Genomic DNA, 13,659 nt, shown 5'->3' with positions numbered 1-13,659 from the left:
GTCATTCGTGCAGGTAGTAGAGCTTGTTGACGATCTGCCAGCCGTTGCCGACCTGCAGCAGCGACAGGTAGTCGGTGAAGTGCATGCCCATGAACTCGTCGGTGACCTTGGCCACCGCACTGTCGCCGGTGATGTCCAGGGACTTCAGCTCCCACGCTGGCGGCGCACCTTCCGAAGGCGGCGATTCGGCCTTTATGGCGCCGATGAACTCGTCCAGCGAGGCCCACTCCAGCGCGCCGTGGTAGTTGCCGATGATCTTGCAGGATGGATGGAAGGCCTGCCGCAGCCGGGCCTCGTCACCGAAAGTCATGCCCTCGACGTAATCGGTCAGGACCCGATTGATGGCGGCGCCGTCCGCCGTGTAGTTGCTCATCGCTGTTGCCCTCCCAGGCCATCTTGGCCATGGAGGAAGGCTAGCACCCTGCCCCGGCCGCGCCCTGGGGGGCGACGATCGGGGCCGGTGCGTGGTGCGGGGTCAGACCACCGCGAGGTGCTGCTTGCGGCTCGGCGGCGGGAAGGCGGCGTCGAGGGCGTCGAGGTCTTCGGGCGTCAGCCGCAATTGCAGCGCGGCGGCGTTGTCGCGCACGTGCAGCGGCTCGACCGCCTTGGGAATGGCGATCACTCCCGGCTGGTGGATCAGCCAGGCCAGGGCGACGCGGGCCGGGGTGGCGTCGTGGCGGCCGGCGATATCCGCCAGTACCCGATCGCGCAGCAGGCGACCGCCCTGGCCAACCGGGCAGTAAGCCATCAGCGGCATGCGTTCTTCCTGGCACCAGGGCAGCAGGTCCCACTCGATACCGCGCTCCTCCAGGCTGAATTGCACCTGGTTGGTGGCGCAGGCCGGCTCGTTCAGCTCCTGCATATCGTCGAGATCGAAATTGGAGACGCCCCAGCGCTTGATCTTGCCCGCCTCGCGCAACCGCTCGAAGGCATCCACGGTTTCATCCAGCGGGTACTGGCCGCGCCAATGCAGCAGGTAGAGGTCCAGGCAATCGGTACCCAGGCGCCGCAGGCTGCGTTCGCAGGCCTCGGGAATGCCACGCCGGCTGGCGTTATGCGGGTAGACCTTGCTGACCAGGAAGACCTGCTCGCGCAGCCCGGCGATGGCCTCGCCGACCACCTCCTCCGAACCGCCCTCGGCGTACATCTCGGCGGTGTCGATCAGGGTCAGACCCCGCTCGATACCTTCGCGCAGGGCGGCGACCTCGCGCTTGCGCTGGAAGCTGTCCTCGCCCATGCGCCAGGTGCCCTGGCCGATGGCGGGTACGGCGGTGCCGTCGGCGAATACCACAGTGTTCATCTCGTGCTCCTTCTGACAGTTCGTTACGGGACACGGGGCCGGCCGCCCGAAACCGGGCGACGGGCACTCAGGGTAGCGCAGAAGCAGCTGGCGGGGCGTGGATCAGCGATTGGTCTGCAGGTTGCGCCGGGCGGCGTGGCGCTCGATGGCCAGGTCGATCAGGCGGCTGACCAGCTCGCTGTAGGTCATCCCGGCGGCCTGCCAGAGCTTGGGATACATGCTGATGCGGGTGAAACCGGGCAGCGAGTTGAGCTCGTTGACCAGCACCTCGCCACTGTCGGTGAGGAACACGTCGACCCGCGCCAGCCCGGAGCATTCCAGGGCGATAAAGGCGTCTACCGCGAGCTGGCGGATACGCTCGCCGGCCTCGGCCGGAATATCCGCCGGCACCACGACCTTGGCCGCATCCTCGTCGATGTACTTGCTGTCGTAGGAGTAGAAGCCGCTGCCGACGACGATTTCGCCGCAGCCGCTGGCGATCGGCTGATCGTTGCCCAGCACCGCGCACTCGATCTCGCGGCCCTTGACGGCGGACTCCACCAGCACCTTGTCATCGAAGGCCAGCGCCAGGCGCACGGCTTCGTCGTACGCGGCCTCGTCCTCGACCTTGCTGACGCCCACCGACGAGCCCATGTTCGCCGGCTTGATGAACAGCGGCAGGCCGAGCTTGCGCTGCGCCTCGGCGAACGGCGTGCGGGCGGCATTGGCGCGGGTCAGGGTGATGAAGGGCGTGATGGCGATGCCGGCGTCGCGCAGCAGGCGCTTGCTCACGTCCTTGTCCATGCAGATGGCCGAGCCCAGCACGTCGGAGCCGACGAAGGGAATATCGGCCATGCGCAGCAGGCCCTGCAGGCAGCCGTCCTCACCCTGGGTGCCGTGGACGATGGGGAAGATCACGTCGACGTGATCGAGCAGTTGGCGGCTGCCGGTTTCCACCAGTTGCTGCTCGGCCTTGCCCGGCACCACGGCCAGCTCGCGATTGGAACGGTTCAGCGCAATGAGGGCCGGATTCTCCTGGTTGAGCAGGTAGTCGGAAGCATCGTTGAGGTGCCAGCGGCCTTCCTTGTCGATACCGATCAGCACCGGTTCGAAGCGCTCGCGGTCCAGCGCATCGACGATGTTCTTCGCCGATTGCAACGACACCTCGTGCTCCGCCGAACGCCCACCGAAAATCACTCCAACGCGCAACTTGCCCATGACAACCTCCCAAGGATCGATGGGCGCTTTCTAACACGGGCTCCAGCGCTTGGGTAGGAACAGTGACCGGCGAACAGACAGGACGCTTGCGTTAAAACCGGCGCAGCGCCTGCGCCAGTTCGCGAGCCGCCTGGCCGCTGTGCACGCCAGGGAACAGATGAGTGAACGGCAAGGCCACGAAGCGCCCTTCGCGCACGGCGCGCAGACGCGACAGCACCGGGTCGGCACGCAGCGTTTTCTTTTTCTGCTCGGCCGTGGACCACAGCGCATCGGCCAGCAGGATCACGTCCGGGTCGCGCGCCAGCAGTTGTTCGGTGTTGGCGATGAAGCCCCGCAGTTCGACATCCTCGAAGACATTGCGAGCGCCGGCGGCGTGCAGTAACTGAGTGACCATGCCCAGCCGCCCCTGGCTGACGAGATCATGGTCAGCACTGTCGAGGTAGAACACATTCAGCGCTGGTTTGCCGTCCACCAGCCGGCGCGCTTCCGCCAACTCGTCACGTTGCTGCTGAATGAGTGAGCGCGCCCTCTCCTGCTCACCAAGCAGGTTACCCAGCACGCCCAGGTCGGTTTCCACACTGGCAAAAAGATCGAGCGACCGCGCCGCACAACCGGCTTCGAGCAGGTAGCTGGCGACGCCCCTTCCGGCCAGTTCGCCGCGGCTCAGATTTCCCAGGCCGAACGCCGAGGCGAAGCCTGCCACCACCAGGTCCGGGCGCTGCGCGTAGACCGCCTCCGCCGACGGGTACTGACGGGCCAGCAGCGGCACGCCGCGATAGCGGCCGCCAGTCAGGTTGAGGTCGTCATCGATGTAGGCCACGCCGATCAATCGCGGCCCGGCGCCCAGCGCCAGCAGCAGGTCGGCAGCGTGCTGGTTGAGGGCGAGGATGCGTTGCGGAGGGTGATCGATGTGCCAGTCCTGCGCGCAGTTGCGGTAGTCCTGGACAGTGGCCGTCGCCATGCCCAGCATCGCCGCCAGCCCGAACGCCAATGCCAATGTGTAGGAGCGAGCTTGCTCGCGAACCCTCCCGGGCGCCCAAGGCATCAAGCGGTTCGCGAGCAAGCTCGCTCCTACGAAAAGCAGTCGGCGCATCATGGCTCTCCATCCACGCGCAACTCGGCCACCGGCACGCCATCAAGCAGATGTTCCTGCACCACCCGACAAACCTGCTCATCACTGCGCAGGCCGTACCAGACGCGCTCGGGGTAGACCGTCAGCACCGGCCCGCGATTGCAGGGAAACTGGCAACCGGTGCGGGTCAGCAAGGCGCCCTTGGCGTTCTCGTAGAGGTCGTGGCGAATCAGTTCGCGACGCAGGGTCTTCCACAACGGCAACGCGCCCCGGCGCACGCAGCGCGGCCCCGCGCAGAGGAACAGGTGATGACGATGCGGCGGCGGCGCGGACCAGTCGGGCTGCGACGGCACCGCACCGACTCCCCGGCATTCCAGCTGCTGCGCCGGATCGTCGATCGCCGCCAGCACCGCGCCGACGTCGAGCCCGCGCCGGCCCAGCGCCGATGCCGTGATGCTCGGCACCGGCGCCTGCGGAAACTCATCCGCCAGTACCGCCAGTTCGGCGCGCAGCCAGTCGAGGTAGGCGCCGTCGGTGGCGGGCTCCAGATCAACCAGCAACAACGACGCGGCATTGGCAAGCTGCGCACGCGCTTGAGCCCAGAGCAGGTCGAATCCCTCGCTGGTGTCGATGCTCTCGACACCCGCCAGACGCGCCGACACCTCGCGGTGCAGGCGCTCGCCCTGGGCCCCGGCCAATGGGCCGACCAGCAGGATGGCCCTCATCAGAAGCTGAAGGTGTAGCGCAGCTCGGCAGTGCGCGGCCGGCCGAGGTTGTCTACCTGGCGGATGCCATTGCTGGTACGGCCGGTGGCGTAGTCGCGGTCCAGCAGGTTCTCCAGCAGCAGGCTCAGACGATGCGCGCGGGCCGCGTCGAGGTAGCGATAGGCATCGCCGTCGAGCACGGTGTAGTGGCCGTAGTCGTCGTCCTGGGCGCTGACGATGGAGCCCACGTAGCGAGTGGCGAGGCCAGCGCCCCAGAGGTTGTCGTCATAGCCGGCACGCACGCGGGCGAAGAAGTGCGGGATGTTGTTCACCGTCACGCCCTCGCGGCTGTCCACCAGGTTGCGCGTGGCGTCGGCGGAGAGCTGCCAATGGCGGCCGAACTGCCACTGGCCGTTGGCTTCCACGCCGCGCACTTCGATCTCGCCGCTGCCGTTCACCCATTGATCGCCCGCGCGGGTGATCAGGTCGGTGATCTCGCGGCGGAACAGGGTGACGCTGCCGCTCCACGGCTGTTCGAACAGCTCGCCGGTGTAATCCAGGCCCAGTTCGGCGTTGCGACTGCGCTCGGGCTTGAGGTCACGATTGCCGACTTCGTCGCCCGGCTCGTTGACGAAAAGCTGCTCGGCGGTGGGCAACTTGAAGGCCGTGCCGAACTGGCCGCGCAGCTTGAGTTGCTGCGTGAAGTCATAGAGCGAGGTCAGCATCCACACCGTGGCGCCCTCGCCGCCGGAGATTTCCTCGCGGCGCACGCCCAAGCTCGGGTGCCAGTCGGGCAGCGCGTCGATGCGCGGGCGCAGCTGGGCGTACAGCGCATGGGACTCGGCCTTGTCGTTGTCGATGATCAGCACATCGTCCTGGCCCTTGTACCACTGGTTGTCGCTCCCGAAGACCAGCTCGTGACCGCCACCGAACCTGGCCTTGCCTTCGAGCTGCGCCCCCCAGTCGGTAAAGCCCCAGTAGTCATTGTGATTGAGCACCTGGGTGCCGCCGCCCTGCAGGTTGTAGACGCGATCGTAGCGGGTATCCCAGTCGTTGATGTGGGTCTTGGCGAACCAGCTGAAGTCGTCGTTGACGCTCTGCTGGAAGGTCGCCGTGGCGATCTGTTGCACGCGGTTGTTGCTGGTGTGGTGGTTCGATGTCGGCCGGGCGAAGTCCAGCTCGGCGTCGGCGTACTGGTAGAACAGCTCCAGCCGCGAGGCATCCCCGATGGCCTGGATGGCCTTGGCGCCGAACACGTTGACGTCATAGGAGCGGCGCTTGTCGCTGACGGTGTCGGTCATGTCGCGGTCGCGGTACGGCTGGTAGCCGTCGGAGCGGTTGTGGCTGACATAGGCCATCAGGCCGAGGTCGCCCAGGCCGTTCTGCACGATCTTCTCGGCGCGGGCATCGCCGCTGCGGCCCTTGAAGGTATCCAGGCCCAGGTTGACCTCGCCGGACGCCTCGCGCGAACGCGCGCTGCGGGTGACGATATTGATCACCCCGGACACCGCCTGGGTGCCGAACAGCAGGCCCTGGCCGCCCTTGAGCACCTCGATGCGCTCCACCGCAGTGGTCGGCAGGGTATCGATGTAGATGCCGCCGTAGAGGCGATTGTTCAGGCGCACGCCGTCCAGCAGGATCAGCGTGTCGTCGTTGCGCCCGCCCAGCAGCGAGTAGGTGCCGTAGTCGAATGGGCCATTCTTCGGCGCGACGAACAGGCCGGGCACGTACATCTGCAGCACGCGGGTGATGTCGGCACTGGGGCCGGCGCGCTCGATCTGCTCGCGGTCGATGACCTCCAGCTTGCTGCCGTAGCGAGCCATGTCGGCCACTGTGGTGGACTCCACGGAAGGCGCGCTGACGATTTCATCGGCCAGGTCGAGGGGAGCCGCCACAAGCTGCGAACTCAGGGCACAGAGGGAGAGAACGGGAGTCCAGCGCAAGGCGCGCCGGGAGTTGGAAGCAGGAGAATACAAGGTGATCGCCTCGAAATCGGGATTTCGCAGGCGGCGCAGCGACACCCGGAACGAGCGCGCCCCGGGAACCGGCTCACGCCCGCCCACCGCGGGTTTGCCAAACAGGTTCCAGGCCGGTCTCCGGGCTTGCGAGGGTCCTGGGGCATCCGCCTTCCCATGCTGGTGCACAGTGGCCTAGTGGATGCTCCGCTCGCTTACCGTTGCGGGGGCAGCGCCGGACTGATCGCACGAAGGCGACGCACCGGCTTCCCGTTTCACCCCACGCACGGCGGCGGGGGGCACCTGAAACGGGGCGCATATCAACACTTGCGATGGGAAAGCGTCAAGCTCGGGGCTTGCGCAGGATGTTGCAGGGCGGCGTCAGTGCCAGGGATCGTAGGTGCCGAAGCTCCAGATATGCCCTTCCGGATCACGACAGGTGAAGCCCTGGCCGCCGTAGTCTTCGTCCTTGATGTCGATGACGATCTGCGCGCCGCCATCCACCGCTGCGCGGTACAGCGCTTCGGCATCCTTCACCACCACGTAGATGCTCTGGGTGCAGCCGCCGATCTCGTCGGGCTGGCGCATCAGGCGGCCGTACTCGTTGTCGTGCAGCGAGCCGAGCATCACCAGGCCGCTGCCGTCAGCCAGCGCCAGCTGCGCGTGGGCGATTCCGCCGTGGTCATCGGCAACGACCAGTTGCCGCTGGAAGCCGAAGGTGGCGCACAGCCAGTCGATGGCCTGGGGCGCATCGCGGTAGCGCAGGCAGGGAATGACGCTGGGGCGGACGACGGAGGCGGGCTGGGACATGGCGATCTCCGGGGCAGGACGGGCGCAATGCTCTGAGCATAGTCGCCCGTTTTTCGCTCTTCAGCGCTGCGCGGCGACCAGCAGCAACATCGGCCGCTCGCGTTCTTCGGCCAGTGCCGGATTGGCCTGCACCTGCCCGGCGCTCGGGCCCCAATCCTCGACGTGGCGCAACGTCAGGCCCGCGCCAATGACCGCATTCAGGATGCTGCCCAGGGTGCGGTGCTGCTTGATCACGCCCTTGGCGAGCCAGTCGGTGCGGCGCTCGCCTTCGTCCTGGTAGTGATCCACCGGCCAGCAGCGGCGGCCATCGCCATCGACGACCCAGCCCGGCTTGAGCGAGGCCATGTAGATCGGGTGTTCGATGGAGAACACCAGGCTGCCGCCGGGGCGCAGCGCATCGTGTACGTTACGGAAGAAATGCGGCAGGTCTGCGAGGTAATGCAGGGTCAGCGAGCTGTAGGCGAGGTCGAAGGCCGCGGTGGGCAGTTCGAGTTGGTCGAGGTCGGCATGGAAGTAGCTCACCTGCGCGGCGTCGGTGTTCGCCCGTGCGTGGTCAAGCATCTTCTGCGACACGTCCAGCCCACTCACCGTGCGCGCGCCCTGTTCCGCGGCGTAACGGCTGAACCAGCCGTAACCGCACCCGAGGTCGACCACGTCCAAGCCTTCCAGCGGCGGCAACAGCGAGCGCAGCGAAGCCCACTCCGGCGCGCCGTCCAGGCCGTGCTGCGAACGTGGCAGCTGGGCGTAGCCCGCGAAGAATTCGGGATTGTCGTAGATGTTCTGCGCCATGGATCGGCACTCCTTTCTGACGGACCAAGGATCGATTGTCTGCGCAAGGAACGGGGCCGGCAACCCGATGAGGTCAATGCAGGGGCGATCGAAGCGCAATTTCCTGCAAGACCGCCCGCCGGGCCCGCCGTAGTTTCGGGAGAAAGATCCCCAGGAGGAAACACCGTGACCCAACGCCAACCGATCAACCTGCAGGACAAGCTCGGCCGCATTACCGAAACCTGGCAACCACGGGTGATCGCCGAGATGAACGACTACCAGTTCAAGGTGGTGAAGCTGCACGGCGACTTCGTCTGGCACAGCCACGCAGACACCGACGAAACCTTCATCGTGCTCGACGGCGAACTGCGCATCGACTTCCGCGACGGCCCGCTGACCCTGCGCGCCGGCGAGCTTTACGTGGTACCGCGCGGCGTGGAGCACAAGCCGTATGCCGAGCAGGAAGTGCAGGTGATGCTGATCGAACCGCGCGGCGTGCTGAATACCGGGGATCAGGGCGGCGAGCGGACGGCGGAGAATGATCGGTGGATTTGATCAGCTCTTGACGGGCACTTCCGCCGCTTTTGCCCCAAAGCGCTTGCGGTAATCACTCGGCGCCATCCCGGTGATCTTGCGGAAGGTGCTGCGGAACGAGCCCGGATCGAGGTAGCCGACCGTATAGGCGATGTGGTCCACCGTGCCGTTGGTGAACTCCAGCAACTCCCGCGCCTTGCCCACGCGCAGGTGCTGGCAGTACTCGGTGGGCTTGAGCCCGGTGGCGGCGCGGAAGCGGCGCAGGAAGGTGCGCTCCTCCAGCCCGGCCTGGGCGGCCATGGCGGCGAGGCTGACGTCCACCGCCCCATTGCCCTGCAGCCAGTGCTGGACCTTGAGGATCGCGGCGTCGCCATGCCCCAGCAGCGGCGCGAAGTTGCTGCCGCACTGCTGGGCGCTGTCGCTGTGCTCCACCACCATGAAGCGTGCGGTGCGGCTGGCGATGCTCGGGCCGAGCAGGCGGTCGACGATACGCAGGCCCAGCTCCGACCAGGCCATCAGGCCGGCAGAGGTGATCAGGTCGCCATCGTCGACCATGGGCTTGTGCGGCTCCAGGCGTACGCGCGGGAAACGCTTGGCAAAGGCTTCGGCACCGCTCCAGTGAGCGGTGGCGCTACGGCCGTCGAGCAGCCCGGCTTCGGCTACCAGCAGCCCGCCGATGCAAACCGAGCCGACGATGGCGCCCTCGCCGTGGCGCGCAGCAAGCCAGTCGGTGAGGTTGCGCAGCGGCGCGGCGTCGGGCAGGCCGAACAGTGACGGCGGCACCAGCACCGCGACCAGGCGGCTGTCAGCGCCGGGATGCGTATCGAAGACACGATGCGGTTCGCTGCCGGCATCCCCGGACCAATGGCTGACGCGCAGTGCCGGCAACTGAGCGCCGGCCTCTTCGCCGGCGATGCGCTCCGCCACCGCGAAGAGATCGGTCAACCCGTGCAGCGCCGCCGTCTGCACACCGGGATAGAGCAGCAACCCGATCTCGACGACGCTCCGTTCCACAGCCATTGTCAGTTTTCCCCTCGTTATTGTCGTTCCACCTGATCCCCGCTCGGCGAGCGGCGAACCATACTGGTCCCACTTCCTCACCACTCAAAAGGAATTCGGAAATGGCCAAGCAAGCGCTCATCCTAGTGGATATCCAGAACGACTACTTCCCCTCCGGCAAGTGGCCGCTGGTCGGCATCGAGCCGGCCGCCGACCAGGCCGCCAAGGTGCTCGCCGCCTTCCGCGAGCGCGGTGACCTGGTGGTGCACGTACGCCACGAGTTCGAAAGCGCCGACGCCCCGTTCTTCGCCCCCGGCAGCGACGGCGCGAAAATCCACGGCAAGGTCGCCAACCTGCCCGGCGAGCCGGTGGTCCTGAAGCACTTCGTCAACTCGTTCCGCGACACCGACCTCAAGGCCATCCTCGACCAGCACGGCGTCGACTCCGTGGTCGTTGTCGGTCACATGAGCCACATGTGCGTGGACGGCGTGGTGCGTGCCGCCGCCGACTTCGGCTACACGGTAACCGTGCTGCACGACGCCTGCGCCACGCTGGACCTGGAATTTAACGGCGTGAAGGTGCCGGCCGCGCAGGTCCATGCCGCCTACATGGCCTCGTTCGCCTTCGCCTACGCCGAAGTGGTGTCCACTTCGGAGTACCTGAACCGCTGATTCGGAGCGATCCCACAAGGAAATCTTAAGCTGGGCGTTACCTTTAGGAGCGAGCTTGCTCGCGAACCGCTTGATGCCGAAGGTGCCAGGCAGGTTCGCGAGCAAGCTCGCTCCTACAGCTGCGGCCAGTCGCCCGCATCCGGGAATGAGGCGACCCGTTTCACTGGCTTTCCGCTATTATCGACGCTCGATCGCCTGCCGATAAGGACATCCCATGAGCGTTTCCTCGATCGTTACCCTCGCCATCATCGCTGGCGTGATCTTCCTGCTGATCAGTGTGTTCAACCGCCTGGTGGCGCTGCGCAACCGCTACCAGAACGCCTTCGCGCAGATCGAGGTGCAACTCAAGCGCCGCTACGACCTGATCCCCAACCTGGTGGAAACCGCCAAGGCCTACCTCAAGCACGAGCGCGAAACCCTCGAAGCGGTGATCGCTGCGCGCAACGCTGCCGTGGCCGGCCTGAAGGCCGCGTCCGAGCAACCGGGCGACGCCGGCCGCATGGCGCAACTGGCCGCCGCCGAGAATGCCCTGGGTGGCGCGATGGGTCGCCTGAACGTGACCCTGGAAGCCTACCCGGACCTCAAGGCCTCGCAGAACCTGCAGCAGGTCAGCGAGGAGCTGTCGAGCACCGAGAACAAGGTCGCCTTCGCCCGCCAGGCCTACAACGACTCGGTGATGGAGTACAACACCTACCGCCAGTCCTTCCCCGCCAACGTCCTGGCCGCCACCTACGGCCACAGCAAGGACGCCAGCCTGCTCGAGTTCGAGGACAGCAAGGCAATCCAGGCCGCGCCGAAAGTCGCCTTCTAAAACCTCGGCGCAGGACGCGCGATGAACTTCTTCGAACACCAGGACCGCGCCCGCAAGCAGACCGGGCGCCTGGTCCTACTGCTGACTATCGCCGTGGTGTGCCTGGTGACCATCACCAGCCTGGCGCTGGGCTGGCTCTGGCGTCACCTCGGCGAGCCTGCTCTGCACCTGACCTCGCGCGCCTCCCTGCCCGATCCGGAGCTGTACCTGTCGGTGGCCGCCGTGATCGTCGGCGTGGTCGTCCTCGGCGCGCTGTACAAGCAGGTGCAGTTGAGTGCGGGCGGCAAGGTCGTGGCCGAGAGCCTGGGCGGCCGCCTGCTCAACCTCAGCGCCAGCAACGCTGACGAGCGTCGGTTGCTGAACGTGGTCGAGGAAATGGCCCTGGCCTCCGGCTCGCCGGTGCCGCCGGTGTATGTGCTGGAAGACGGCTCGATCAACGCCTTCGCCGCCGGCCTGACACCCCGCGACGCGGTGATCGGCATTACCCGCGGCGCCATCGAGCAGCTCGACCGCAATGAACTGCAGGGCGTGATCGCCCACGAGTTCAGCCACATCCACCACGGCGACATGCTGCTCAACACCCGGCTGACCGCCCTGCTCCACGGCATGCTCCTGCTTGGCCTGATCGGCGGCATGCTGCTGCGCGGCTGGAGCGAGACCAGCACTGGCGTGCGCATCAGCAGCCGGAGCAGCAGCAACGACAAGAACAATGGCGGCAGCGTGGTGCTGCTGGTGATCGGCGCCGGCGTGGTGCTTTACGTACTCGGCTATGTCGGCACCTTCTTCGGGCAGTTGATCAAGGCCTCGGTCAGCCGCCAGCGCGAATACCTGGCCGACGCCTCGGCCGTGCAGTTCACCCGCGATCCCTCGACTATCGCCGGTGCGCTCAAGAAGATCGGTGGCAACCCGCTGGGCGCCCTGCTCAGCGCCCCGCGCGCGGCAGAATTCAGCCATATGTACTTCGGCGATGGCGTGGGCAGCAGCTGGTTCGACACCCACCCGCCGCTGAAGGACCGTATTCGCCGCGTCGATCCGGGCTGGGACGGAAACTACCCGAAATTCGAACCACGCCTGGACGTGGCGCTGATGAACAAGCAAGCCTGGACCGCCGCCGTCACCGGCCAGCCGTACCAGCCCAGCGCCGTGGACGTGGCAGTGGCCGCCGTCGGCGCGCCCACCATCGCGCACCTGCAGGAAGCCCGCAGCACCCTGCAACGCCTGGACGAGCGCCTGCAGCGCGCCGCCCATGACAGCGAAGGCGCCGAAGCGCTGGTCTACGGCCTGCTGCTGGACAGCGAACCCGGCCTGCGGGCCCGCCAGCTGGAAGCGATCAAGCAGCGCCTCAACCTGAGCCTGGCGCTGCAACTGGACCTGCTGGAGGAGTCGCTGCTGCAACTCGATCCGGGCCAGCGCCTGCCCTTGCTCGACCTGGCCATGCCGGCGCTCAAGCAACTGGACGCCAAGGCCGTCCTCGCCCTGCGCGAGAACATGGCGCTACTGATCAAGCTGGACGGCAAGGTCAAGCTGCTGGAATGGACGCTGCTGCGCATCATCGAGCGCAACCTGCGGCCGGGCAGCGGCAAGATCGGCAACGTGGCACTGGCGGACCTGTCCGAAGCCTGCGCAACGCTGCTGGCCTTCCTCGCCCGCGTTGGCGAGACCAGCGACCTGCAGACCGAGCAGGCGTTCGCCGATGCCTGGAGCGGCCTGCCCTTCGCCCCCCGGCCGCTGCCGGGCGCCGCCAGCCTGCGCGAGCTGGAGGCCGCACTGAAGCAGCTGGAACAACTGCGCCCACTGCAGAAGCCGCAACTGCTCAAGGCATTGGCGCGCTGCATCGAGCACGACGGGCGCATCACCGCTGGTGAAGCGGAGCTGATGCGCGCGGTGGCGGATATCCTGGATTGCCCGATGCCGCCGTTGCTGGCGACCTGAAGCGCCCTCAATCCAATCTGTAGGAACGAGCTTGCTCGCGAAACCGATTCCGCAGCGGAGTCCGTTCGCGAGCAAGCTCGCTCCTACAAAAGCCCCCATGCTCTGGCCTTAAAGGATTTCCAGAGAAACATCCGCACGCTCCGGAATGCACCTTTCAGGAGGCCTCGTTGAAGCGGAGTTTCAGGGGTTGAGCGRCATGGATGYCGCGAGAGCGCTGTCGGGCCAGGGATGGCCCGTCAGCGCGKGCCCCTGAAACTTCGCTTCAACGAGGGTATTTTTCGCCCCAAGCGAAAAACCGGATGGAGGGGCAAGCCTTCTTGGTTACTTCTTCGGCGTTTGGAAGAAGTAACTCGCCCGAGGGGGCGAAACAGAATCTCTCAGCGCACACCAAAGCGGCGAAATAACACCCAATCCCAACTAAGTAATCACCCGTATGTCCCGCACAGGAGTGCCGTCCTAGGATGGCCAAAACCATGCCCTGGACAGACAACTCAATGCCCCACATCGCCATCGACTACACCGCCAACCTCACCAACGACCTACTGCCTCTGGAACTGCCTGAAAAACTCCATGAAGCAGCAAAAGGCCTGGGCGTGTTCCCCAGCAACGGCCTGCGCACCTTCGCCCGCGCCATCGACCAGTTCCATGTCGGCGCCAACACCCAGGACGAAGCCTTCATCAACATCCAGATCCGCATCGCCCCCGGCCGCCCCGAGGAGTTGCGCCAGCGCATCGTCGACACCCTGTTCGCCACCGCTAAACAGACCCTCGCCGAACTCATCGAAAAACGCCCCATCGGCCTGCAACTGGAAATCACCGAACTCGACCGCAGCCTGACGCGCATGGCCGGCAGCCTGCCCACGGCGTAATCACCCAGCAAAAGAAAAGGGCCTCCGAAGAGGCCCT

At 66.3% G+C, this 13,659-nt stretch carries 14 protein-coding genes and 1 riboswitch; of the genes, 5 read left to right on the top strand and 9 right to left on the bottom strand.

The window, feature by feature from the left end:
- Window position 1: 1 nt before the first annotated feature.
- The 8 genes from A6723_RS12690 to A6723_RS12655 form a co-directional block, all read right to left on the bottom strand.
- A complete protein-coding gene (locus tag A6723_RS12690; protein ID WP_054908965.1) occupies window positions 2-373 on the bottom strand; it encodes a nuclear transport factor 2 family protein in 372 nt (123 codons plus the stop codon).
- A gap of 102 nt (window positions 374-475) precedes the next feature.
- Entirely contained in the window at window positions 476-1,300 is an 825-nt protein-coding gene (locus A6723_RS12685; RefSeq protein WP_054908966.1) for an aldo/keto reductase, read from the bottom strand.
- A 102-nt stretch (window positions 1,301-1,402) separates the two neighbouring features.
- Window positions 1,403-2,497 (bottom strand): D-alanine--D-alanine ligase, encoded by a 1,095-nt coding sequence (ddlA, locus tag A6723_RS12680; RefSeq protein WP_054908967.1) that lies wholly within the window; start codon window positions 2,495-2,497, stop codon window positions 1,403-1,405.
- Window positions 2,498-2,588: 91 nt separating this feature from the next.
- Complete coding sequence (locus tag A6723_RS12675; protein ID WP_256233813.1) at window positions 2,589-3,458, bottom strand: ABC transporter substrate-binding protein; 870 nt, start codon at window positions 3,456-3,458, stop codon at window positions 2,589-2,591.
- Between the two features lie 131 nt (window positions 3,459-3,589).
- Window positions 3,590-4,294, bottom strand: a complete 705-nt coding sequence (locus A6723_RS12670; RefSeq protein ID WP_054908968.1) for a ferredoxin — start codon at window positions 4,292-4,294, stop codon at window positions 3,590-3,592.
- Window positions 4,294-6,216, bottom strand: a complete 1,923-nt coding sequence (locus A6723_RS12665; protein WP_054909020.1) for a TonB-dependent siderophore receptor — start codon at window positions 6,214-6,216, stop codon at window positions 4,294-4,296. Before A6723_RS12665 ends, A6723_RS12670 begins: the two co-directional genes overlap by 1 nt.
- Window positions 6,217-6,342: 126 nt before the next feature.
- Window positions 6,343-6,550: riboswitch (cobalamin riboswitch) on the bottom strand.
- A gap of 59 nt (window positions 6,551-6,609) precedes the next feature.
- On the bottom strand, window positions 6,610-7,038 hold the full coding sequence (locus A6723_RS12660) for a VOC family protein (protein ID WP_024765359.1): 429 nt from the start codon (window positions 7,036-7,038) through the stop codon (window positions 6,610-6,612).
- Window positions 7,039-7,098: 60 nt separating this feature from the next.
- A complete protein-coding gene (locus A6723_RS12655) occupies window positions 7,099-7,827 on the bottom strand; it encodes a bifunctional 2-polyprenyl-6-hydroxyphenol methylase/3-demethylubiquinol 3-O-methyltransferase UbiG (protein ID WP_024765358.1) in 729 nt (242 codons plus the stop codon).
- A 165-nt stretch (window positions 7,828-7,992) separates the two neighbouring features.
- Between A6723_RS12655 and A6723_RS12650 the strand changes: the two genes are divergently transcribed.
- Window positions 7,993-8,361 (top strand): cupin domain-containing protein, encoded by a 369-nt coding sequence (locus A6723_RS12650; protein WP_054908969.1) that lies wholly within the window; start codon window positions 7,993-7,995, stop codon window positions 8,359-8,361.
- Here A6723_RS12650 and A6723_RS12645 read toward each other — a convergent pair whose 3' ends face one another.
- The gene (locus A6723_RS12645; protein ID WP_054908970.1) at window positions 8,362-9,360 is read right to left on the bottom strand and encodes a GlxA family transcriptional regulator; all 999 of its coding nucleotides are present in this window, start codon (window positions 9,358-9,360) and stop codon (window positions 8,362-8,364) included.
- Window positions 9,361-9,461: 101 nt separating this feature from the next.
- Between A6723_RS12645 and A6723_RS12640 the strand changes: the two genes are divergently transcribed.
- The 4 genes from A6723_RS12640 to A6723_RS12625 all read left to right on the top strand — a co-directional run bounded on the left by A6723_RS12640 (window position 9,462) and on the right by A6723_RS12625 (window position 13,622).
- The gene (locus A6723_RS12640; protein ID WP_054908971.1) at window positions 9,462-10,010 is read left to right on the top strand and encodes a cysteine hydrolase family protein; all 549 of its coding nucleotides are present in this window, start codon (window positions 9,462-9,464) and stop codon (window positions 10,008-10,010) included.
- Window positions 10,011-10,224: 214 nt separating this feature from the next.
- Entirely contained in the window at window positions 10,225-10,821 is a 597-nt protein-coding gene (locus A6723_RS12635; protein ID WP_054908972.1) for a LemA family protein, read from the top strand.
- A gap of 21 nt (window positions 10,822-10,842) precedes the next feature.
- Window positions 10,843-12,753, top strand: a complete 1,911-nt coding sequence (locus A6723_RS12630) for a M48 family metallopeptidase (protein WP_054908973.1) — start codon at window positions 10,843-10,845, stop codon at window positions 12,751-12,753.
- Between the two features lie 494 nt (window positions 12,754-13,247).
- A complete protein-coding gene (locus A6723_RS12625; protein ID WP_175405545.1) occupies window positions 13,248-13,622 on the top strand; it encodes a 5-carboxymethyl-2-hydroxymuconate Delta-isomerase in 375 nt (124 codons plus the stop codon).
- Window positions 13,623-13,659 lie beyond the last annotated feature (37 nt).

Origin of the sequence: Pseudomonas sp. AU11447 (assembly GCF_001672555.2) — a bacterium.
GTDB lineage: Bacteria > Pseudomonadota > Gammaproteobacteria > Pseudomonadales > Pseudomonadaceae > Pseudomonas > Pseudomonas nitroreducens.
This window is presented reverse-complemented; position numbering and strand designations above follow the sequence as displayed.

Coding starts and splice junctions, on each gene's coding strand:
- A6723_RS12690 (WP_054908965.1), bottom strand. CDS start 373: ATGAGCAACTACACGGCGGACGGCGCCGCCATCAATCGGGTCCTGACC.
- A6723_RS12685 (WP_054908966.1), bottom strand. CDS start 1,300: ATGAACACTGTGGTATTCGCCGACGGCACCGCCGTACCCGCCATCGGC.
- ddlA (WP_054908967.1), bottom strand. CDS start 2,497: ATGGGCAAGTTGCGCGTTGGAGTGATTTTCGGTGGGCGTTCGGCGGAG.
- A6723_RS12675 (WP_256233813.1), bottom strand. CDS start 3,458: ATGGCGACGGCCACTGTCCAGGACTACCGCAACTGCGCGCAGGACTGG.
- A6723_RS12670 (WP_054908968.1), bottom strand. CDS start 4,294: ATGAGGGCCATCCTGCTGGTCGGCCCATTGGCCGGGGCCCAGGGCGAG.
- A6723_RS12660 (WP_024765359.1), bottom strand. CDS start 7,038: ATGTCCCAGCCCGCCTCCGTCGTCCGCCCCAGCGTCATTCCCTGCCTG.
- A6723_RS12655 (WP_024765358.1), bottom strand. CDS start 7,827: ATGGCGCAGAACATCTACGACAATCCCGAATTCTTCGCGGGCTACGCC.
- A6723_RS12645 (WP_054908970.1), bottom strand. CDS start 9,360: ATGGCTGTGGAACGGAGCGTCGTCGAGATCGGGTTGCTGCTCTATCCC.
- A6723_RS12640 (WP_054908971.1), top strand. CDS start 9,462: ATGGCCAAGCAAGCGCTCATCCTAGTGGATATCCAGAACGACTACTTC.
- A6723_RS12635 (WP_054908972.1), top strand. CDS start 10,225: ATGAGCGTTTCCTCGATCGTTACCCTCGCCATCATCGCTGGCGTGATC.
- A6723_RS12630 (WP_054908973.1), top strand. CDS start 10,843: ATGAACTTCTTCGAACACCAGGACCGCGCCCGCAAGCAGACCGGGCGC.
- A6723_RS12625 (WP_175405545.1), top strand. CDS start 13,248: ATGCCCCACATCGCCATCGACTACACCGCCAACCTCACCAACGACCTA.